This is a genomic window from Rhizobium sp. FY34 (assembly GCF_005222845.1).
In the GTDB taxonomy this organism is placed as follows: domain Bacteria; phylum Pseudomonadota; class Alphaproteobacteria; order Rhizobiales; family Rhizobiaceae; genus Neorhizobium.
The window spans coordinates 167,704-187,261 of record NZ_STFZ01000021.1 but is presented as its reverse complement, the minus strand read 5'-3'; the positions used below and the strand labels follow the sequence as shown (position 1 = coordinate 187,261).

The 19,558-nt window shown below is 58.5% G+C and carries 34 protein-coding genes and 1 pseudogene; 31 read left to right on the top strand and 4 right to left on the bottom strand.

From position 1 onward, the window contains the following. From tuf to rplQ, 29 genes and pseudogenes are all read left to right on the top strand, one after another. Positions 1 to 245: pseudogene (gene tuf, locus E8M77_RS24285) on the top strand (elongation factor Tu); the annotation flags it as partial. Positions 246 to 448: 203 nt separating this feature from the next. Beyond that, positions 449 to 577: a hypothetical protein gene (locus tag E8M77_RS24410; RefSeq protein ID WP_281408203.1), complete on the top strand. Its 129-nt coding sequence runs from the start codon at positions 449 to 451 to the stop codon at positions 575 to 577. Further along, entirely contained in the window at positions 574 to 882 is a 309-nt protein-coding gene (gene rpsJ / locus E8M77_RS17790) for a 30S ribosomal protein S10 (protein ID WP_003547547.1), read from the top strand. The genes E8M77_RS24410 and rpsJ overlap by 4 nt, the downstream gene beginning before the upstream one ends. A 38-nt stretch (positions 883 to 920) precedes the next feature. After that, on the top strand, positions 921 to 1,562 hold the full coding sequence (rplC, locus tag E8M77_RS17785; protein WP_137131960.1) for a 50S ribosomal protein L3: 642 nt from the start codon (positions 921 to 923) through the stop codon (positions 1,560 to 1,562). Between the two features lie 13 nt (positions 1,563 to 1,575). Then, positions 1,576 to 2,196, top strand: coding sequence for a 50S ribosomal protein L4 (rplD, locus tag E8M77_RS17780; RefSeq protein ID WP_137131959.1), 621 nt, complete (start codon positions 1,576 to 1,578; stop codon positions 2,194 to 2,196). Then, positions 2,193 to 2,486, top strand: a complete 294-nt coding sequence (locus E8M77_RS17775; RefSeq protein ID WP_137131958.1) for a 50S ribosomal protein L23 — start codon at positions 2,193 to 2,195, stop codon at positions 2,484 to 2,486. The genes rplD and E8M77_RS17775 overlap by 4 nt, the downstream gene beginning before the upstream one ends. A 17-nt stretch (positions 2,487 to 2,503) precedes the next feature. Next, entirely contained in the window at positions 2,504 to 3,340 is an 837-nt protein-coding gene (rplB, locus tag E8M77_RS17770; protein WP_137131957.1) for a 50S ribosomal protein L2, read from the top strand. 15 nt (positions 3,341 to 3,355) lie between these two features. Then, positions 3,356 to 3,634, top strand: a complete 279-nt coding sequence (rpsS, locus tag E8M77_RS17765) for a 30S ribosomal protein S19 (protein WP_067643709.1) — start codon at positions 3,356 to 3,358, stop codon at positions 3,632 to 3,634. A gap of 2 nt (positions 3,635 to 3,636) precedes the next feature. Beyond that, the gene (gene rplV, locus E8M77_RS17760; protein ID WP_137131956.1) at positions 3,637 to 4,026 is read left to right on the top strand and encodes a 50S ribosomal protein L22; all 390 of its coding nucleotides are present in this window, start codon (positions 3,637 to 3,639) and stop codon (positions 4,024 to 4,026) included. Beyond that, positions 4,026 to 4,745: a 30S ribosomal protein S3 gene (gene rpsC / locus E8M77_RS17755; RefSeq protein ID WP_137131955.1), complete on the top strand. Its 720-nt coding sequence runs from the start codon at positions 4,026 to 4,028 to the stop codon at positions 4,743 to 4,745. The genes rplV and rpsC overlap by 1 nt, the downstream gene beginning before the upstream one ends. 37 nt (positions 4,746 to 4,782) lie before the next feature. After that, positions 4,783 to 5,196: a 50S ribosomal protein L16 gene (rplP, locus tag E8M77_RS17750; protein ID WP_137131954.1), complete on the top strand. Its 414-nt coding sequence runs from the start codon at positions 4,783 to 4,785 to the stop codon at positions 5,194 to 5,196. Positions 5,197 to 5,209: 13 nt separating this feature from the next. Further along, the gene (gene rpmC, locus E8M77_RS17745; RefSeq protein ID WP_016553554.1) at positions 5,210 to 5,410 is read left to right on the top strand and encodes a 50S ribosomal protein L29; all 201 of its coding nucleotides are present in this window, start codon (positions 5,210 to 5,212) and stop codon (positions 5,408 to 5,410) included. Between the two features lie 12 nt (positions 5,411 to 5,422). After that, positions 5,423 to 5,659 (top strand): 30S ribosomal protein S17, encoded by a 237-nt coding sequence (gene rpsQ, locus E8M77_RS17740; protein WP_137131953.1) that lies wholly within the window; start codon positions 5,423 to 5,425, stop codon positions 5,657 to 5,659. Positions 5,660 to 5,899: 240 nt separating this feature from the next. After that, positions 5,900 to 6,268, top strand: a complete 369-nt coding sequence (gene rplN / locus E8M77_RS17735) for a 50S ribosomal protein L14 (RefSeq protein WP_007770138.1) — start codon at positions 5,900 to 5,902, stop codon at positions 6,266 to 6,268. A 13-nt stretch (positions 6,269 to 6,281) separates the two neighbouring features. After that, positions 6,282 to 6,590, top strand: coding sequence for a 50S ribosomal protein L24 (gene rplX / locus E8M77_RS17730; RefSeq protein ID WP_137131952.1), 309 nt, complete (start codon positions 6,282 to 6,284; stop codon positions 6,588 to 6,590). After that, positions 6,583 to 7,140, top strand: coding sequence for a 50S ribosomal protein L5 (rplE, locus tag E8M77_RS17725; protein ID WP_137131951.1), 558 nt, complete (start codon positions 6,583 to 6,585; stop codon positions 7,138 to 7,140). The genes rplX and rplE overlap by 8 nt, the downstream gene beginning before the upstream one ends. A 32-nt stretch (positions 7,141 to 7,172) precedes the next feature. Next, positions 7,173 to 7,478, top strand: a complete 306-nt coding sequence (gene rpsN, locus E8M77_RS17720; RefSeq protein WP_137131950.1) for a 30S ribosomal protein S14 — start codon at positions 7,173 to 7,175, stop codon at positions 7,476 to 7,478. Positions 7,479 to 7,490: 12 nt separating this feature from the next. Beyond that, positions 7,491 to 7,889 (top strand): 30S ribosomal protein S8, encoded by a 399-nt coding sequence (gene rpsH, locus E8M77_RS17715; protein ID WP_137131949.1) that lies wholly within the window; start codon positions 7,491 to 7,493, stop codon positions 7,887 to 7,889. A 39-nt stretch (positions 7,890 to 7,928) separates the two neighbouring features. Next, positions 7,929 to 8,462, top strand: a complete 534-nt coding sequence (gene rplF / locus E8M77_RS17710) for a 50S ribosomal protein L6 (protein ID WP_137131948.1) — start codon at positions 7,929 to 7,931, stop codon at positions 8,460 to 8,462. 12 nt (positions 8,463 to 8,474) lie between these two features. After that, positions 8,475 to 8,837, top strand: coding sequence for a 50S ribosomal protein L18 (rplR, locus tag E8M77_RS17705; protein ID WP_137131947.1), 363 nt, complete (start codon positions 8,475 to 8,477; stop codon positions 8,835 to 8,837). Positions 8,838 to 8,974: 137 nt separating this feature from the next. Further along, positions 8,975 to 9,544, top strand: coding sequence for a 30S ribosomal protein S5 (rpsE, locus tag E8M77_RS17700; protein ID WP_137131946.1), 570 nt, complete (start codon positions 8,975 to 8,977; stop codon positions 9,542 to 9,544). A 12-nt stretch (positions 9,545 to 9,556) separates the two neighbouring features. Beyond that, positions 9,557 to 9,754: a 50S ribosomal protein L30 gene (rpmD, locus tag E8M77_RS17695; RefSeq protein ID WP_137131945.1), complete on the top strand. Its 198-nt coding sequence runs from the start codon at positions 9,557 to 9,559 to the stop codon at positions 9,752 to 9,754. A gap of 16 nt (positions 9,755 to 9,770) precedes the next feature. After that, positions 9,771 to 10,244 carry a 50S ribosomal protein L15 gene (rplO, locus tag E8M77_RS17690; protein WP_137131944.1) on the top strand — a complete coding sequence of 158 codons (474 nt, stop codon included), beginning with the start codon at positions 9,771 to 9,773 and terminating at the stop codon, positions 10,242 to 10,244. 234 nt (positions 10,245 to 10,478) lie between these two features. After that, positions 10,479 to 11,819 carry a preprotein translocase subunit SecY gene (gene secY / locus E8M77_RS17685; protein WP_137131943.1) on the top strand — a complete coding sequence of 447 codons (1,341 nt, stop codon included), beginning with the start codon at positions 10,479 to 10,481 and terminating at the stop codon, positions 11,817 to 11,819. After that, positions 11,816 to 12,466: an adenylate kinase gene (locus E8M77_RS17680; RefSeq protein WP_137131942.1), complete on the top strand. Its 651-nt coding sequence runs from the start codon at positions 11,816 to 11,818 to the stop codon at positions 12,464 to 12,466. The genes secY and E8M77_RS17680 overlap by 4 nt, the downstream gene beginning before the upstream one ends. Positions 12,467 to 12,704: 238 nt before the next feature. Next, positions 12,705 to 13,073 (top strand): 30S ribosomal protein S13, encoded by a 369-nt coding sequence (gene rpsM / locus E8M77_RS17675; RefSeq protein ID WP_137131941.1) that lies wholly within the window; start codon positions 12,705 to 12,707, stop codon positions 13,071 to 13,073. A gap of 131 nt (positions 13,074 to 13,204) precedes the next feature. After that, positions 13,205 to 13,594 (top strand): 30S ribosomal protein S11, encoded by a 390-nt coding sequence (gene rpsK / locus E8M77_RS17670; RefSeq protein WP_015915761.1) that lies wholly within the window; start codon positions 13,205 to 13,207, stop codon positions 13,592 to 13,594. Between the two features lie 182 nt (positions 13,595 to 13,776). Then, a complete protein-coding gene (locus tag E8M77_RS17665; RefSeq protein ID WP_137131940.1) occupies positions 13,777 to 14,787 on the top strand; it encodes a DNA-directed RNA polymerase subunit alpha in 1,011 nt (336 codons plus the stop codon). Between the two features lie 101 nt (positions 14,788 to 14,888). Continuing rightward, complete coding sequence (gene rplQ, locus E8M77_RS17660) at positions 14,889 to 15,314, top strand: 50S ribosomal protein L17 (protein WP_137131939.1); 426 nt, start codon at positions 14,889 to 14,891, stop codon at positions 15,312 to 15,314. Positions 15,315 to 15,407: 93 nt separating this feature from the next. Here rplQ and E8M77_RS17655 read toward each other — a convergent pair whose 3' ends face one another. Continuing rightward, positions 15,408 to 16,220, bottom strand: a complete 813-nt coding sequence (locus E8M77_RS17655; protein WP_137131938.1) for a helix-turn-helix transcriptional regulator — start codon at positions 16,218 to 16,220, stop codon at positions 15,408 to 15,410. A 128-nt stretch (positions 16,221 to 16,348) separates the two neighbouring features. Between E8M77_RS17655 and E8M77_RS17650 the strand changes: the two genes are divergently transcribed. Together E8M77_RS17650 and E8M77_RS17645 are read left to right on the top strand one after the other, a co-directional pair. Next, positions 16,349 to 16,750, top strand: a complete 402-nt coding sequence (locus tag E8M77_RS17650; protein ID WP_137131937.1) for a hypothetical protein — start codon at positions 16,349 to 16,351, stop codon at positions 16,748 to 16,750. An 11-nt stretch (positions 16,751 to 16,761) separates the two neighbouring features. Next, on the top strand, positions 16,762 to 17,088 hold the full coding sequence (locus E8M77_RS17645; RefSeq protein WP_137131936.1) for a DUF1330 domain-containing protein: 327 nt from the start codon (positions 16,762 to 16,764) through the stop codon (positions 17,086 to 17,088). A 117-nt stretch (positions 17,089 to 17,205) separates the two neighbouring features. On the opposite strand, the gene E8M77_RS17640 is transcribed toward E8M77_RS17645, so the two are convergent. The 3 genes from E8M77_RS17640 to msrP all read right to left on the bottom strand — a co-directional run bounded on the left by E8M77_RS17640 (position 17,206) and on the right by msrP (position 19,307). Then, positions 17,206 to 17,574: a YciI family protein gene (locus E8M77_RS17640; protein WP_137131935.1), complete on the bottom strand. Its 369-nt coding sequence runs from the start codon at positions 17,572 to 17,574 to the stop codon at positions 17,206 to 17,208. A gap of 150 nt (positions 17,575 to 17,724) precedes the next feature. Further along, complete coding sequence (gene msrQ, locus E8M77_RS17635; protein WP_137131934.1) at positions 17,725 to 18,357, bottom strand: protein-methionine-sulfoxide reductase heme-binding subunit MsrQ; 633 nt, start codon at positions 18,355 to 18,357, stop codon at positions 17,725 to 17,727. A 2-nt stretch (positions 18,358 to 18,359) separates the two neighbouring features. Next, complete coding sequence (gene msrP, locus E8M77_RS17630) at positions 18,360 to 19,307, bottom strand: protein-methionine-sulfoxide reductase catalytic subunit MsrP (protein WP_137131933.1); 948 nt, start codon at positions 19,305 to 19,307, stop codon at positions 18,360 to 18,362. Positions 19,308 to 19,558 lie beyond the last annotated feature (251 nt).

Here is a 19,558-nt window from a genome sequence, read left to right as displayed (position 1 = left end):
AGGAAGAAGGCGGCCGTCATACGCCGTTCTTCACCAACTACCGTCCGCAGTTCTACTTCCGCACGACGGACGTGACGGGTATCGTTTCTCTGCCGGAAGGCACAGAAATGGTTATGCCTGGCGACAACGTCACCGTTGAAGTCGAGCTGATCGTTCCGATCGCGATGGAAGAAAAGCTACGCTTCGCTATCCGCGAAGGTGGCCGTACCGTCGGCGCCGGCATCGTAGCTTCGATCATCGAGTAATTGAAAGTCCGGCAGGCGGGGGACATATCTCCCGCCTGTCGGCTTTCCACCCGATGTTCATTGAAATTTCATACTGAGCGGCTGTTGCCGCTTGCGTATGACATGAAAATGTTGCAAATGGCGCGCGAGCGCAATTTGCGGCCTGCTTCGTTTTAATGGCGAGCAGGCAAATCAATCCAGCAGGTGGGCTTAAGGCCCGAAGAATGGATGAGGATGCCGCCTCGGCGGTTTCCTCCTCGATCTTTGAAACCGGTGGTCCGCCTGAAGAAGAAGAACTCCCATGCCGTACTGTTGGCGTCGGGATAACAGACAACAAGGATAACGTCGAATGAACGGCCAAAATATCCGCATTCGCCTGAAGGCGTTCGATCACCGGATTCTCGATGCTTCTACGCGCGAGATCGTGTCGACGGCGAAGCGCACCGGCGCAAGTGTCCGGGGCCCCGTTCCGCTTCCGACCCGCATCGAGAAGTTTACGGTAAACCGGTCCCCTCACATCGATAAGAAGAGCCGCGAGCAGTTCGAAATGCGCACGCACAAGCGTCTGCTCGACATCGTGGATCCCACCCCGCAGACGGTAGACGCGCTGATGAAGCTCGATCTGGCCGCCGGCGTCGATGTCGAAATCAAGCTCTGAGGCTTTGAGTCTCGGATTGAGTGAGAAGGATTGAACCGATGCGTTCAGGTGTAATTGCACAGAAAGTGGGAATGACGCGCGTCTACAATGACGCCGGCGAGCATGTCCCGGTGACGGTCTTGCGTGTAGACAACTGCCAGGTTGTTGCGCACCGTACAGAAGAAAAGAACGGCTATACAGCCATTCAGCTTGGCGCTGGTACAGCCAAGGTCAAGAACACGACCAAGGCGCTGCGCGGCCATTTTGCCGTTGCCGAAGTCGAGCCCAAGTCCAAGGTCGTCGAATTCCGCGTTGATGCCGACAACCTCATTGATGTTGGCGCAACTGTGACTCCGAGCCATTTCACGGCTGGCCAGCTGGTCGACGTGACGGGTACGTCGATTGGTAAGGGCTTTGCCGGTGCCATGAAGCGTCACAACTTCGGTGGTCTGCGTGCCACGCACGGCGTGTCCGTGTCGCACCGCTCGCACGGCTCGACCGGTTCCAACCAGGATCCGGGCCGCGTCTGGAAGGGCAAGCGCATGGCTGGTCACATGGGCCAGACCCGCGTCACCACCCAGAACCTTGAAGTCGTCTCGACCGATGAAGACCGTGGTCTGATCCTCGTTAAGGGAGCTGTTCCTGGTTCGAAGGGTTCCTGGATCATCGTCCGCGACGCCGTCAAGTCGGCCGCGAAGTAAGGGAGCCAAGAACATGGAATTCAACGTCAAGACCCTCGAGGGTAAAGACGCCGGCATGGTATCCCTGTCGGACGAGATCTTCGGCCTCGACCCCCGCCAGGACATCCTGGCACGCATGGTTCGCTGGCAGCTTGCCAAGAAGCAGCAGGGCACGCACAAGACCAAGACCCGCGCAGAAGTTTCGCGCACGGGTGCCAAGATGTACAAGCAGAAGGGTACGGGCCGCGCTCGTCACCATTCCGCACGCGCTCCGCAGTTCCGCGGCGGCGGCAAGGCTCATGGTCCGGTTGTTCGCAGCCACGAGCATGATCTGCCCAAGAAGGTTCGTGCGCTCGCTCTGCGTCACGCTTTGTCTGCCAAGCTGAAGGCTGAAGATCTGATCATCATCGATCAGCTCGTTACCGCCGAAGCAAAGACCAAGGCGCTGGCCGGTACGTTCGAAACGCTCGGCCTGACCAATGCGCTCGTGATCGGCGGCGCCGAACTCGACACCAACTTCAAGCTCGCTGCCCAGAACATCCCGAATGTCGATGTTCTGCCGGTTCAGGGCATCAATGTTTATGACATCCTGCGTCGTGGCAAGCTCGTGCTTTCCAAGGCTGCTGTCGAGGCTCTGGAGGAGCGGTTCAAATGACGGATCTTCGCCACTATGATGTGATCGTTTCTCCTTCGATCACCGAAAAGTCGACGCTGCTTTCTGAACAGAACCAGGTCGTCTTCAACGTCGCCAAGGATGCTTCCAAGCCTGAAATCAAGGCTGCCGTGGAAGCGCTCTTCGGCGTCAAGGTCAAGGCCGTCAACACGCTCGTCCGTTTGGGCAAGACCAAGCGTTTCCGCGGCTTCATCGGCAAGCAGAAGGACGTCAAGAAGGCGATCGTGACGCTTGCCGAAGGTCAGTCCATCGACGTGTCGACGGGCGTCTGAGGTAGGGAAGAACAACAATGGCACTGAAAAGCTTTAACCCGACGACCCCGAGCCAGCGTCAGCTGGTGATTGTTGACCGTTCCGGTCTGCACAAGGGCAAGCCGGTCAAGTCGCTGACGGAAGGTCTTTCCTCCAAGGGCGGCCGCAACAACCTGGGTCGGATCACTGTCCGCTTCCAGGGTGGTGGTCACAAGCGTACCTATCGTCTCGTGGACTTCAAGCGTCGCAAGTTCGATGTCGAGGGCACGGTCGAGCGTCTGGAATACGACCCCAACCGCACCGCCTTCATCGCCCTGATCAGCTATGCTGACGGCGAGCAGGCCTATATCCTCGCTCCGCAGCGCCTCGCTGCCGGCGACAAGGTCATCGCGTCCGACAAGGCTGTCGATGTGAAGCCTGGCAACACCATGCCTCTGCAGTACATCCCGGTCGGCTCCATCGTCCACAATGTGGAAATGAAGCCTGGCAAGGGTGGTCAGATCGCTCGTTCGGCCGGCACCTATGTGCAGCTGGTCGGCCGCGATGCCGGCATGGCAATTCTTCGCCTGAACTCCGGCGAACAGCGCCTCGTGCATGGCTCTTGCCTTGCTTCGGTCGGCGCCGTTTCCAACCCGGATCACGGCAACATCAACGACGGCAAAGCCGGTCGTTCCCGTTGGCGCGGCAAGAAGCCGCATGTCCGCGGTGTCGTCATGAACCCAGTCGACCACCCGCACGGTGGTGGTGAAGGTCGCACGTCCGGTGGTCGCCACCCGGTTTCCCCTTGGGGCAAGCCGACAAAGGGCAAGCGGACTCGCTCCAACAAGGCGACCGATAAGTTCATCATGCGCTCGCGCCACCTGAAGAAGAAGTAAGAGAGGTAGTCAGAAATGGCTCGTTCAGTATGGAAAGGCCCGTTCGTTGACGGCTATCTTCTCACCAAGGCTGAGAAGGTCCGTGAAGGCGGTCGCAGCGAAGTGATCAAGATCTGGAGCCGTCGCTCCACGATCCTGCCGCAGTTCGTCGGTCTCACCTTTGGTGTCTACAACGGCAGCAAGCACGTCCCGGTCAGCGTCAACGAAGACATGGTTGGCCACAAGTTCGGTGAATTCTCTCCGACCCGGACCTACTATGGTCACGGTGCGGACAAGAAGGCGAAGAGGAAGTAATCATGGCGAAGGCAAAGACCGAACGCCGGCTGAAGGACAACGAAGCACAGGCAGTAGCCCGTACGCTTCGCGTCAGCCCGCAGAAGCTGAACCTGGTTGCCGCCATGATTCGCGGCAAGAAGGTTGAGCGCGCGCTTGCAGAACTCGAGTTCTCCCGCAAGCGTATCTCCGGCCAGGTGAAGAAGACTCTCGAGTCTGCTATCGCCAACGCCGAGAACAACCATGACCTCGACGTCGACGCTCTCGTCGTCGCCGAAGCCTATGTCGGCAAGTCGATCACCATGAAGCGTTTCCACGCTCGTGGCCGTGGTCGCGCATCCCGCATCGAAAAGCCTTTCGCGCATCTCACGATCGTCGTGCGCGAAGTCGAGGAAAAAGGGGAGGCCGCATAATGGGTCAGAAAATCAATCCAATCGGTTTCCGCCTCGGCATTAACCGCACCTGGGACAGCCGTTGGTTCGCCGACAATGCCGAATACGGCCAGCTGCTCCATGAAGACCTGAAGATCCGCGCCTATCTGATGTCCGAGCTGAAGCAGGCCGGCATCGCCAAGGTGGTCATCGAGCGTCCGCACAAGAAGTGCCGTGTCACGATCCACTCGGCTCGTCCGGGTCTCATCATCGGCAAGAAGGGCGCGGACATCGAGAAGCTTCGCAAGAAGATCTCCACGATGACCAACTCCGAAACGCATCTCAACATCGTTGAAGTGCGTAAGCCGGAAATTGATGCAACCCTGGTTGCTCAGTCGATCGCTCAGCAGCTGGAGCGCCGCATCGCGTTCCGTCGTGCCATGAAGCGTTCGGTACAGTCTGCCATGCGTCTGGGTGCCGAAGGCATCAAGATCACCTGCGCAGGCCGTCTGGGTGGCGCCGAAATCGCACGTACCGAATGGTACCGCGAGGGTCGCGTTCCGCTTCACACGCTGCGTGCAGACATCGACTACGGTACGGCTGAGGCCGAAACCGCATTCGGTATTTGCGGGATCAAGGTCTGGATCTTCAAGGGCGAAATCCTTGAGCATGATCCGATGGCATCCGAACGCCGCGGTCTCGAAGGTGATGCTCAGGGTCCGGCTAGCCGCGACCGTGATCGTCGTCGCGAGAACGCTTGATTAGCGCTGGCGAAAGATAAGCTCGGAGAATAAGAAAATGTTGCAGCCAAAGCGTACCAAGTACCGCAAGCAGTTCAAGGGCCGCATCAAGGGCGTTGCCAAGGGTGGCTTCGACCTGGCGTTCGGTGAATTTGGCCTCAAGGCTCTCGAACCCAACCGCGTCAATGCACGCGAGATCGAAGCGGCTCGCCGCGCGATCACGCGCTACATGAAGCGTGCGGGTCGTGTATGGATCCGCGTGTTCCCTGATGTTCCGGTCACGGCAAAGCCGACCGAAGTTCGTATGGGTAAGGGCAAGGGTTCGGTCGAATACTGGGCTTGCAAGGTCAAGCCCGGCCGTATGATGTTCGAAATCGACGGTGTGCCCGAGGAAACGGCGCGCGAGGCTCTTCGCCTCGGCTCCGCCAAGCTCTCCGTCAAGACGCGCTTCGTTCAGCGCATCGCAGAGTAAGGGAAAAGGCACAATGAAAGCCGAAGAAGTACGCGGCCTCACCGCCGACCAGCTCAAGGACAAGCTTGCGGACCTGAAGAAGGAGCAGTTCAACCTGCGCTTCCAGAAGGCGACCGGCCAGCTCGAAAAGTCCTCGCGCGTCAACGAAGTTCGCAAGGACATCGCTCGCGTGAAAACCATTGCCCGCCAGAAGGCGGCAGAAGCAAAGGCCTAAGGGAAGAATAATATGCCGAAGCGCATTCTGCAGGGCGTCGTGGTCAGCGACAAGAACGACAAGACGGTAGTGGTTCGGGTTGAGCGTCGTTTCGCTCACCCGCTGCTCCAGAAGACGGTTCGTCGTTCCAAGAAGTACAAGGCTCACGACGAAAACAACCAATACAAGACCGGTGATGTCGTTTCCATTCAGGAATGCGCACCGATCTCCAAGGATAAGTGCTGGACGGTTATCGCCGCCCAGGCTTAATTTACGGGTCGAAGCGTTCCGGGCCTTGTGTTCGGCGTAGAAATCTGTATGAAGCAGCGCATTGGCGCAGGACGCCCGTTAACACACGGGCGTTCTTTTGCTTTGCAGCGCAGGGAAGGTCTCGGGTTGAGAAACCACCTTGGCAAGACACCATCCCGCGCGAAAAACAAAATATGTCCATGAGCCGGAAGAGGGGGTGAGAACCCAACCGTTCCGGTCATTACGAGAAGGCGACCTGACATGATTCAGATGCAAACAAACCTCGACGTTGCCGATAATTCCGGCGCGCGTCGTGTCATGTGCATCAAGGTGCTGGGCGGCTCCAAGCGCAAGTACGCTTCGATTGGCGACATCATTGTCGTATCGATCAAGGAAGCGATCCCGCGTGGCCGCGTCAAGAAGGGCGACGTTATGAAAGCCGTCGTTGTTCGCACCGCCAAGGACATCCGCCGTCCAGACGGCAGCGTCATCCGCTTCGATAACAACGCAGCGGTCCTCATCGACAATAAGAAAGAGCCGATCGGCACCCGTATCTTCGGACCGGTTCCGCGCGAACTTCGCGCCAAGAACCATATGAAGATCATCTCGCTGGCTCCGGAAGTACTGTAAGGGAGCTACAGCCATGCAAAAGATTCGCAAGGGCGACAGCGTCGTCGTACTCACCGGCAAGGACAAGGGCCGCACCGGTGAAGTCATTCAAGTGATGCCGAAGGAAGATCGCGCCGTCGTACAGGGCGTGAACATGGTAAAGCGCCACCAGCGCCAGACCCAGAACACCGAAGCCGGCATCATCAACAAAGAAGCGTCCATCCATCTGTCGAACATCGCGATCGTCGCGAAAGACGGCAAGCCGACCCGTGTTGGCTTCTCCGTTGTCGATGGCAAGAAGGTCCGCGTAGCCAAGCGTACGGGAGATGTCATCGATGGCTGAGGCAAAGTACGAGCCGCGTCTCAAGAAGGAATATGTCTCCCGCATTCGCGCAGCGATGCAGGAACAGTTCGGTTTCGCCAACGAGATGCAGATCCCGAAGATCGACAAGATCGTCATCAATATGGGCGTTGGCGAATCGACTTCCGATTCCAAGAAGCCCAGCGTTGCTGCAGCTGATCTGGCCGCTATTGCCGGTCAGAAGCCGGTCATTACCCGCGCTCGGAATTCCATCGCCGGCTTCAAGCTGCGCGAAGGCATGCCGATCGGTGCCAAGGTAACCCTGCGCGGCGCTCGCATGTATGAATTCCTGGACCGCCTGATCAACATCGCGCTTCCGCGCGTTCGCGACTTTCGCGGCCTGAATCCGAAGAGCTTTGACGGCCGTGGCAATTTCGCTATGGGCATCAAGGAACACATTGTGTTCCCGGAGATCAACTACGACAAGGTTGATCAGATGTGGGGCATGGACATCATCGTTTGCACGACGGCCACCAAGGACGACGAAGCGCGGGCTCTTCTGAAAGAGTTCAACTTCCCGTTCCGTACGTAACCGTAACGACGAGCGTAGAAAAGGAACTCGATATGGCGAAAACAAGCGCAATCGAAAAGAACAAGCGCCGCCGCAAGACGGTCGCCAATCAGTCTGCCAAGCGTGCAGAACTGAAGGCCATCGTCATGAACCAGGAACTTCCGATCGAAGATCGTTTCAAGGCTACCCTGAAGCTCGCCTCCTTGCCGCGTGACGGCTCGAAGACGCGCGTTCGGAATCGCTGCGAAGTGACCGGTCGCCCGCGTGCCTTTTACCGTAAGCTCAAGATGTCCCGTATCGCGCTTCGCGAACTGGGCAACATGGGCAAGGTACCTGGCATCGTGAAGTCCAGCTGGTAAGGAGACGGTTCAATGACCATGACTGATCCTCTGGGCGATATGCTCACCCGCATCCGTAACGGCGCTGCCCGTCGCAAGACGACTGTCAGCACGCCGGCCTCCAAGCTTCGTGCGCGCGTCCTGGACGTGCTGCAGGCCGAAGGCTACATCCGCGGTTACACCCAGGTCGATTACGGCAACGGCAAGTCCGAGATCGAAATCGAACTGAAGTACTATGAAGGCGCGTCTGTCATTCGTGAGATTGGCCGCGTGTCCAAGCCGGGCCGCCGAGTTTATGTCTCGGTCAAGTCCATTCCGCAGGTCGCGAACGGTCTCGGCATCACTATCCTTTCGACTCCGAAGGGTGTGATGGCTGATCACCAGGCTCGCGAACAGAATGTTGGTGGTGAGGTACTTTGCTCGGTCTTCTAAGGCCAAAGCATTGTCTTCAGCGAAACAGACAGGTGAACAATGTCTCGTATCGGTAAAAAGCCCGTTCAGGTGCCTGCAGGAATCACGGCCTCGGTTGATGGCCAGACAGTGACTGCCAAGGGTCCTAAGGGCGAACTCGTCTTCGTCGCCAATGACGAAGTGAAGGTTTCCTTCGATAACAACGCGGTTTCGGTGGTTCCGGCCAATGATTCCAAGGATGCTCGTTCAAAGTGGGGCATGTCCCGCACGATGATCGAGAACATCTTCAAGGGCGTGAAAGACGGTTTTGAGCGCAAGCTTGAAATCAACGGCGTGGGTTACCGCGCGGCGCTTCAGGGCAAGAACCTGCAGTTGTCGCTTGGCTTTAGCCACGACGTCATCTATGAGCCCCCGCAGGGCATCACCATTGCCGTGCCGAAGCCGACGGAAATCGTCGTCACCGGCATTAATAAGCAGCAGGTCGGTCAGGTAGCAGCGGAAATCCGTGAATACCGCGGTCCAGAGCCCTACAAGGGCAAAGGCGTCAAGTACGCTGAGGAACGGATCGTCCGCAAGGAAGGCAAGAAGAAGTAAGGTTGACGCGAAATGGCTAGCAGGAAAGAAGCACTTGCAAAGCGCGCGAGCCGCGTGCGCCGCCAGATTAAGGCGGTTGCTAACGGCCGCCCGCGTCTGTCGGTTCATCGCTCGTCGAAGAACATCTATGCCCAGATCATCGATGATGTGGCTGGTCGCACGCTTGCGGCTGCCTCCACGCTCGATACCGGACTGCGCTCGTCCTTGAAGACGGGTGCCGATACCGCTGCTGCAGCCGCAGTTGGCAAGCTCGTTGCAGAGCGCGCCACCACGGCTGGTGTGAAGGAAGTGGTCTTTGACCGCGGTGCCTTCATTTTTCACGGTCGCATCAAGGCTCTTGCCGATGCAGCCCGCGAAGGCGGTCTGAGCTTCTGAACTATTGTCCGGCTCCTTCTGGGAGCCGGACTTTTGGCGTTTGACGCCATCACCGGCCGGTGGAAGTCCCCACACAGGGGATCCGTCGGCTTGTCTTAGTTTGCCGTTCGAACCGGAAAAGAAAAAGGAAAAGGACAATGGCACAGGAAAAGAGAGGCTCGCGCGAGGATCGCTCGAACCGTGAAGAACGCGATAGCGAATTCGTCGACAAGCTGGTCGCGATCAATCGCGTTGCCAAGGTCGTCAAGGGTGGCCGTCGTTTCGGTTTTGCTGCTCTCGTCGTCGTCGGCGATCAGAAGGGCCGCGTAGGCTTCGGCCACGGCAAGGCACGTGAAGTGCCGGAAGCCATCCGCAAGGCAACGGAAGCTGCCAAGCGTGACCTGATCTTCGTACCGCTGCGTGACGGCCGTACGCTGCATCACGATGTCAACGGCCGTCATGGCGCCGGCAAGGTTCTCTTGCGTGCTGCCAAGGCCGGTACCGGTATCATCGCCGGTGGCCCGATGCGTGCCGTTTTCGAAACGCTCGGCGTTCACGACGTCGTCGCCAAGTCGACCGGTTCCTCGAACCCCTACAACATGGTTCGTGCAACGTTCGACGCATTGAAGCACCAGGTGCATCCGAAGGACATCGCAGCGCAGCGCGGCATCAAGTATGCTACGCTTCAGTCTCGCCGTGCCGCTTCCGGCAATGCATCGGAAGAATAAGGAGCTCCTCTGATGGCCAATGAAACCAAGAAGACGGTGACGGTCGAACAGATCGGTAGCCCCATTCGCCGGCCCTCCGTACAGCGCCAGACGCTGATCGGCCTCGGCCTCAACAAGATGCACCGCGTCCGCACGCTGGAAGATACGCCTTCCGTGCGTGGCATGATTCGGTCTGTCCAGCATCTCGTTCGCGTCGTCGACGTGAAGTGAGACGGAGGAAGATACGATGAAACTGAACGAAATCAAAGATAACGAAGGCTCCAGCAAGGATCGTATCCGCGTTGGTCGCGGTATCGGTTCCGGCAAGGGCAAGACCGGTGGTCGCGGCGTCAAGGGTCAGAAGGCCCGTTCCGGCGTAGCCATCAAGGGCTTCGAAGGTGGTCAGATGCCGATCTATCGTCGTCTGCCCAAGCGCGGCTTCAACAACATCTTCGCGTCCGACTTCGTTGTCGTGTCGCTCGGCCGTATCCAGGCTGCCATCGATGCCAAGAAGCTCGACGCTTCCGCAACGATCGATGCTGCAAGCCTGAAGGCTGCCGGTGTCATTCGTCGCATCAAGGACGGCGTTCGCGTTCTGTCCGATGGCGAACTGACGGCGAAGGTTACGATCGAGGCGGCTGGCGCTTCCAAGTCTGCGGTCGAGAAGATCGAAAAGGCTGGCGGCTCCATTAAGGTGCCGGAAGTCGCTTCCGCTGAATAATGCACTGAAGAATCGCCCGGCGTGCTTCACACCGGGCGATTTTGCTCCCATATGTGAGCCTCACGCGCCCGGGCCGGATCATCGGCAATGAGCCGGGCTATCGCGGAAAATGGGGTGAGGCATAAGGTTGCATCGCAGCCCTCCCGTCTCCCGGTTTTCTGAACCTGAATTTGGACTGCTTTCCGGAGAGGCCGCCATGATCGGGCCGCCGGAACTGGTCAGGCGGAGAAATGCATGGCTTCTGCAGCTGAACAACTGGCCTCCAATCTTAATTTTTCTACCTTTTCGAAGGCAACTGACCTTAAGAAGCGTCTCTGGTTTACGCTTTTTGCATTGCTGGTCTATCGTCTGGGTACGCATATCCCTTTGCCGGGCCTCAATCCTGAAGCCTATGCGCAGGCATTCCGCGGCCAGGCCGGCGGTATCCTCGGTCTTTTCAACATGTTTGCCGGCGGCGCCGTCGAGCGCATGGCGATCTTCGCTCTCGGCATCATGCCGTATATTTCCGCATCGATCATCGTGCAGTTGATGACCTCCGTCGTTCCGACGCTTGAGAATCTCAAGAAGGAAGGCGAACAGGGCCGCAAGATCATTAACCAGTATACGCGTTACGGCACAGTGCTTCTCGGCACGCTGCAGGCCTATGGCATTGCCGTCGGGCTGGAAAGCGGGCAGGGGCTCGTGCTCGATCCGGGCTGGTTCTTCCGCATCTCCACGGTCGTTACGCTGCTTGGCGGCACCATGTTCCTGATGTGGCTCGGCGAGCAGATCACCTCGCGTGGTATCGGCAACGGTATTTCGCTGATCATCTTTGCCGGCATTGCCGCAGGCCTGCCGACCGCGCTTGCCGGTACGCTGGAACTCGGTCGTACCGGTGCTCTTTCGACCTTCCTGATTCTGGCCGTTGTCGTCATTGCCATCGGCGTCATTGCGCTGATTGTGTTTGTCGAACGCGCCCAGCGCCGGCTGCTGATCCAGTATCCTAAGCGCCAGGTTGGCAATCGGATGTTCCAGGGCGACACGTCGCACCTGCCGCTGAAGCTGAACACGGCTGGCGTCATCCCGGCGATCTTTGCCTCGTCACTGCTGCTGCTTCCGGCAACCGCCGCGGGCTTTGCGGGAAATACCAATCTGCCGGGCTGGGCAACGGCCATCATCGCCGCCCTCCAGCACGGCCAGCCGCTGTTCATGGTGTTCTACGGATGCCTGATCGCCTTCTTTGCCTTTTTCTACACGGCTATCGTCTTCAATCCGAAAGACACGGCCGACAATTTGAAGAAGCATGGCGGTTTCATTCTGGGTATCCGTCCGGGTGAACGCACGGCGGAATACATTGACTACGTGCTGACGCGCATCACCGTCGTCGGTGCGGCCTATCTCGTTTTCGTCTGTATTCTTCCCGAAACGCTCATTGCGCGCACGGGCATCCCATTAGCCCTTGGTGGTACTTCGCTTTTGATTGTTGTCAGTGTTACCCTTGATACGGTAGCACAGATCCAGGGGCACCTCATTGCGCAGCAGTATGAGGGTCTGATCAAGAAGTCCAAGTTGCGTGGAGGAAAGAGGGGACGATGAGACTGATTCTTTTGGGGCCGCCGGGTGCGGGTAAGGGGACCCAGGCCCAGCGAATCGTGGAGAAGTACGGGATACCGCAACTTTCCACAGGCGATATGCTTCGTGCCGCCGTAGCGGCCGAAACGGATGTCGGCAAGCGCGCCAAGGCCGTCATGGACGCCGGCAAGCTCGTCTCTGACGATATTGTCATCGCCATTGTCTCCGAGCGAATCGATCAGCCGGATTGCGAAAAGGGCTTTATCCTGGATGGCTTTCCCCGCACGCTGGTGCAGGCGGATGCCACCGAAGCCATGTTGGCCGCAAAAGGTCTCGACCTGTCTGTCGTCATCGAGCTCAAGGTCAACGACAAGGAACTGGTTCGCCGGGTGTCGGGTCGTTATTCCTGCGCCCAGTGTGGCAGTGTCTACCACGATAGCGACAAGAGGCCTGCGGCAGAGGGTGTCTGCGACAAGTGCGGTTCAACGCACTTCAAGCGCCGCCCGGACGACAACGCCGAAACGATGACGCAGCGTCTGGAAGTCTACTACAAGGAGACATCCCCGCTGATCGGTTTCTACTATGCCAAGGGCAGGCTGAAGAGCGTGGACGGCATGGCGGACATGGATGTTGTGACCGGCGATATAGAGGCAATCCTCGGCGCTCTGTGAGCGCCGTGGGTCATCGACAAGAATCTTGGCGGGCCCAGTTGCAAAATCCAACTGATTCCGTTAAACACCGCGCCAACTCGCGACAATAGATAGCGATCGGTGCGGCTCATCCGAGAGGATGTCCGGGTCCGGTCGTTTTGACTTGTCCCGGACGAGATTGAACTGGCGGCCGTGTGCGGCTGCTCTCAGGAAGAAGCACCACTTGCCGGATGGCAACTGGAACGCAAGGAGAATAGGCGTGGCACGTATCGCTGGCGTCAACATCCCGACTGCAAAGCGCGTCGTTATCGCGCTGACCTATATCCACGGGATTGGATCGAAATTCGCTCAGGAGATCGTCGACAAGGTCGGCATTCCGGCAGAGCGTCGCGTTCATCAGCTGACGGACGCAGAAGTCCTTCAGATCCGCGAAACCATTGACCGCGATTACCAGGTTGAAGGCGACCTGCGTCGCGAGACCTCGATGAACATCAAGCGTCTGATGGACCTCGGCTGCTACCGCGGCCTTCGCCATCGTCGTGGTCTGCCCGTTCGCGGTCAGCGCACGCACACCAACGCCCGCACCCGCAAGGGTCCGGCGAAGGCGATCGCAGGCAAGAAGAAGTAATTTCCGGTGTTGCCGGAAGGGAGAGGCTGGCGTTTTTGTCGCTGGCCTCTTTTTGAGTTTGGGGCAGGCGCTGTCTGTCCCGGTGGAGCCGCTGGTGTTACGGCGGTGACGATATCAACGAAAGGAAGAACATGGCCAAGGAAGCCACACGCGTTCGCCGTCGCGAACGTAAAAATATCTCGTCGGGCGTTGCTCACGTGAACTCCACGTTCAACAACACGATGATCACCATCACCGATGCGCAGGGCAATGCAATTGCCTGGTCGTCTGCTGGTGCCAAGGGTTTTAAGGGTTCGCGTAAGTCTACCCCGTTTGCTGCTCAGATTGCTGCTGAAGACTGCGCCAAGAAGGCCCAGGAACATGGCATGAAGTCTCTCGAAGTCGAAGTTTGCGGTCCGGGTTCCGGTCGCGAATCGGCTCTGCGCGCCCTCCAGGCTGCCGGCTTCATGATCACTTCCATCCGCGACGTGACGCCGATCCCGCACAACGGTTGCCGTCCGCGTAAGAAGCGCCGCGTCTAACGCGCCTGCGGAGGCTTCCCGTGTTCGGGCGGCCTTTGTTCGAATTCCGGTATCGCCGCTTTATCTCGTTTTCGAGGTATGGCGGCTTTGCCGTAACGCCGAAGAAGAACTCTCTTTCTAGGCGCTTCTCATGCTCGGTTGTCACGATTGGATAGTGGCAGCGAACGGAAGGTTTGAAACACATGATCCAGAAGAACTGGCAGGAACTGATCAAGCCGAACAAGGTGGAGTTCACCTCGTCTGGCCGCACAAAGGCAACGCTCGTCGCCGAGCCGCTTGAACGCGGTTTTGGTCTGACGCTCGGCAATGCGCTTCGTCGCGTTCTGTTGTCTTCGCTGCGCGGTGCGGCTGTGACCGCCGTGCAGATCGACGGCGTGCTGCATGAATTCTCCTCCATCCCCGGCGTGCGCGAGGATGTGACGGATATCGTTCTGAACATCAAGGAAATCGCCATCAAGATGGATGGCGACGATGCCAAGCGCATGGTCGTGCGCAAGCAGGGTCCGGGTTCGGTCACTGCTGGCGACATCCAGACGGTCGGCGACATCGAAATCCTGAACCCTGACCACATTATCTGCACGCTCGACGAGGGTGCGGAAATCCGCATGGAGTTCACGGTCAACAACGGCAAGGGCTATGTTCCTGCCGATCGTAACCGTGCTGAAGATGCGCCGATCGGTCTCATCCCGGTCGATAGCCTCTACTCCCCGGTCAAGAAGGTGTCCTACAAGGTTGAAAATACCCGTGAAGGCCAGGTTCTTGACTATGACAAGCTGACCATGACCATCGAAACCGATGGCTCGGTCACGGGCGAGGACGCCGTTGCGTTTGCCGCTCGTATCCTTCAGGACCAGCTGTCGGTTTTCGTCAACTTCGACGAGCCGCAGAAGGAAACCGAAGAGGAAGCCGTTACCGAACTCGCGTTCAACCCGGCCCTCCTCAAGAAGGTGGACGAACTGGAACTTTCGGTCCGTTCGGCCAACTGCCTGAAGAACGACAACATCGTTTACATCGGCGACCTCATCCAAAAGACCGAGGCGGAAATGCTGCGCACGCCAAACTTCGGTCGCAAGTCGCTGAACGAGATCAAGGAAGTTTTGGCTTCCATGGGCCTGCATCTGGGTATGGAAGTTCCTGCCTGGCCGCCGGAAAACATCGAAGATCTCGCAAAGCGCTACGAAGACCAGTATTAACCCGCCAGCATTTCCCGGCGGACCGCCATCGTGGTCCGCCGAGCGAAATGGACAGCACGTTTAAACTGCAGGCCTATGTCTGCAAGTAAAGGAGACCAGAGATGCGCCACCAGAAAGCCGGTCGCAAGCTCAACCGTACCGCCAGCCACCGTAAGGCGATGTTCGCCAACATGGCTGCTTCGCTGATCACGCACGAGCAGATCGTGACGACTCTGCCGAAGGCCAAGGAAATCCGCCCGATCGTCGAGAAGCTTGTCACGCTCGGCAAGCGCGGCGACCTGCATGCTCGCCGTCAGGCGATCTCGCAGATCCAGGACCAGGATGCCGTCAAGAAGCTGTTCGACGCCATTGCTTCGCGTTACGCAACCCGCAACGGCGGCTACCTGCGTATCATGAAGGCTGGCTTCCGTCAGGGCGACAATGCTGCCATGGCCGTCATCGAGTTCGTTGAGCGCGATGTGAACGCCAAGGGCGCAGCCGACAAGGCTCGCGTTGCTGCTGAAGCCGAAGCTGCTGAAGCTGCATAAATCCAATCCCGCAAGGGACGGAATGTAAAAGGCCGGGTGAGCGATCACCCGGCCTTTTTTTGTTTGGCGCTATAGCGTGATTTTTATCTCCGTTCATATCCCGGCACCGAGTGAACGCATGTTCATCATCGTCCGAGCGGTTTCGGCATCCATGGGGAAGAACGCCTCGATGGCGACTTCGGACAGCGTCACGTCGACTGCGGTTCCGAACACCGTTGTCGTGCTCAAAAAGGACAATGGCCCTGCATCGCTTTGTATCCTCAGCGGAACCGCGATATCCTGATGCTGTTTTGGAGTTGGACGGCGGTGACGTCCCGCCTTTGGAACGGGATATGCGCTTAATTCGTCCATCAGTATCGACAGCGTCGGATCTGCCGAGCGTTCAATCTCGTGGCCGAGGCGGTCCAGCACATGGTTCCGCCACTCCTCAAGATTGAGAATGCGTGGTGCCAGCCCCTCTGGATGCAAGCTAAGCCTCAGGACGTTGGCGTCCCCGGCCAGAAGGTGGGGGGCGACGCCGGTCATCAGGGCGGTCGCTGCCATATTCGCGGACAGCAGCGTCCAATGCCGGTCCACTGCCAGCGCTGGATGGGGAAGATGACCATGCAAGATGCGTTCGATTGCCTCCCTTGCGGCCTGAAGCTCCGGCGCGGTCAACGGGTGTTGTGGGAAGTGAGCGGCATAGCCTGCCGCGTTGAGGATCACATTGCGATCTCGCAACGGCACCGCCAACCTGTCTGTCAGCTGTATGAGCATTTCTCGGCTCGGATGCGAGCGACCAGATTCCAGGAAGCTGAGATGGCGTTGCGATATTTCGGCATCGACCGCAAGGCCAAGTTGGGTCAATCGGCGGCGTTGTCGCCACTGCCTGATGAGGCTTCCAACGCTGTTATTATGCTGAACCATGGCCTTTGATACATCGCTACGCGAGGTAGGGCCATTACCTGTGAGGTAATTGATGCGTGTCCGTTCCTGTCAGATGATGATGGCGCCCCGGCACTTGCACGCAGGGGCCATAACCGAAGGAACATGTCATGCCCGATCGTTTCCGCTGCACCTCACTGCAATCCATTCTTGTTTTGGACGCAGCAACCTGCGCCATCATGGGTGCTCTGCTGGTCTTCACGTCTGGATTTATTGCGAGCATCACGCTGGTCCCCGCGGGGGTGCTGTTCTGGGCGGGTCTCTTACTGTTGCCAATCGCAGGCTTTATTGGGTACCTCGCTCGGACCCCGATCGTCCCGACTTGGGCGGTTCAGATGATCGTTCTTGGAAACGCGCTTTGGGTCTTGGTTAGTGTAGCCCTGCCAATGCTCGAACTGATCTTCCCGAATGGCTTTGGCTGGATATTCATCCTCTCACAGGCGATGGTCGTGGCGATCTTCGGGAGCCTCGAATGGTTCGCGCCCCGCTGCGGCGGCCTGATCGACTTCTGAGAGGAAACACGATGACTTGCTATGCCATTGGTCATCTTCAACATGTCGAGATGGGTGCCGCGATAGTGTCCTATCTCGAAAGTATCGACGCAACGCTGGCTCCGTTCGACGGGCGCTTCATCGTGCACGGCGGGCAGAAGCACATGCTGGAGGGAACGTTCAAGGGCGACCTGATCGTGATTGCCTTCCCAAATTTGGCTCTGGCGCAATCTTGGTACGCATCGTCCGCCTATCAGTATATTCTGCCTCTGCGGACCAAGAACGCTGACGGTGCTGTTTTCCTGATAGAGGGCGTGGACGAAGATCATCATGCGACCGATATCCTTTCGGCGGGATGAAGTCGCGAGTTCTGCGGACTGCAGATCCATTAGTTCGCAGGGTTCACCTTGTCCCGCTTAGCAGTCATAAGATACGCTCCTCCACCCAATTCGCCACGATCAGCCCCGGAACATCGGTTATACTATGTCGGCAAAATCCGCCATCTCGTAGAAAGGACGGATCTCGATTTCGCTTGGACCCGGCATGGGATTGGGGCAACGCTTTACCCAGGCAATCGCGTCCTCCATGGTCTCGACCTCCCAGATCCAGTAGCCGGCGACCAGTTCGCGGGTTTGCGGGAATGGACCGTCAATGACCCGCCGATCGGTTCCGTCGAAGGCGATCCTCTTGCCAAGCTTTGAGGGCTTCAAGCCATCGCCGGTGATCATAATGCCCGCCTGTTGCAGTTGTTCGTTGAACTCTCCCATGGCCGCGAGTTGAGCCGCGGTTGGCATAATGCCTGTTTCACTGTCTTCGGTTGCCTTGACCATCACCATGACACGCATGTCTCGTCTCCTCTTGTGGTTGAGGGCGCCCTTCGCTCCCTGCGCTACATTGAACGGGCAGGGCGTCACTCGACAAGCTTACGAGATAAATATTCTTCTGGCGTGGGTGCTGTGGCGGATCTTCCTATGCCCGGTCCGGCCGTGGGGCTACTACCGGGTCGCTGTGACGCGCCGCGCCCGGCGACGTTCCATCAGCTTTGGTCGCACCAGCCGATAGCCGAGCAGAACAGTGACCACGGCGATATAGATGGCCGGTTCCAGCGTGATGGATTTCAGCGACAGCACATAGTGCAGGAGGGCTGCCAGAAGCAGCGGATAGGCGAGTTTGTGCAGGCTGTTCCAGCGGCTGCCAAGCCGGCGGATCGACCAGCGGTTCGAGGTCAGGGCCAGCGGAATTAGGATCAGCAATCCCACCATGCCGAGCATGATATAGGGCCGCTTCAGGATGTCGCCGAGGATGGAGGTCAGGATCAGGCCGCGATCGAGCGTCAGATAGACGGTAAAATGCGCCAGCACATAGTAGAAGGCGATCAGGCCAAGCGCCCGACGATAGGCGATAAGGTTGACACTGAGAAGATCGCGGATCGGCGTGATGACGAGCCCGGCGCAGAGGAAGCGCAGCGCCCAGGTGCCGAGCAGATGCTCGAATTCGCGCACCGGATCGGCGCCTAAGCCGCCATAGATGCCGAGGTAGAAGGCATAAAGACCCGGCATCAGGCCAAGCGCATACAGCGCCCAGACGGATGCCGGCTTCAGCCGTGCGGGCAGGGCAGGGAGCGCCATGATCAATAGAACTTCTTCAAGTCCATGCCGGCATAGAGCCCGGCAACCTCATCGGCATAGCCGTTGAAGGGCAGGGTATCGACACGCCTGCCGCCGAACAGCCCATCGCCTTCGCCGATACGCCGCTCCGTTGCCTGGCTCCAGCGCGGGTGATCGACCGCCGGATTGACGTTTGCATAGAAGCCATATTCCGACGGGCCGGAATTCTTCCAGGTGGTGGGCGGCTCTTTTTCGGTCAGCGTGATCTTGACGATCGATTTGACGCCCTTGAAGCCATATTTCCAAGGCACGACAAGGCGGATCGGCGCACCATTCTGGTTGGGTAGCGTCTCGCCATAAAGGCCGGTCGCAAGGATCGTCAGCGGATGGCGCGCTTCGTCCAGCCGCAAGCCCTCGACATAGGGCCAGTTGAGGGGCTGGAAGAAACCGCTCTGGCCGGGCATTTCCGCCGGTCTGACGACGGTTTCGAACGCGACGTATTTTGCACTGCCGAGCGGCTCGACACGGTCCAGCAGGGCCGAGAGTGGAAAGCCGATCCAGGGAATGACCATGGACCAGGTCTCGACGCAACGCATGCGGTAGACGCGCTCTTCCATCGGTATTTCGGTCATGATCTTTTCAAGATCGATCACCTGCGGCTTGGCAACCAGCCCGCCCACTTCGATCGCCCAGGGCGTGGGCTTGAAGTCGCCGGAATTGGCGGCGGGATCTGACTTGTTGACGCCGAATTCGTAGAAATTATTGTAGGTCGTCACGTCCTGCTTGGGCGTCAGCTTGTCAGCGACCTTGTAGGCGCTGGGCGTGGCTGCAAGTGGTGCAGCCAGGGCCGTGCCGGATGCGGCAAAGGCAAGGCCTGCCGCCGTGCCGGCCATGAAGCTTCGGCGCGACAGATATACCTCGCGGGGGGTGATTTCGGAAGATTGAGTGCGGGGTGGGCGGTAAAGCGACATGGATCATATCTCCGACGCGGCATTGAGGATCTATGCCCTCATACGTAAGGCAGGATGGAATAGTTTCACAGCGGGCTGCAGAAAAGTGTCGCCACGTTGACGTGGTCGCCGTTACCGGTCAACCGTACCGGTTTGGCGTCTCCTGATAGTGACACTCCAGGGCATTTCGTCTAGGAAAGTTCAAAAAAGCGGGGCTTTCAGACCGTCGGTGCAAGCGGCGGGCTCCCATCAATCCAGACGAGGATAACACC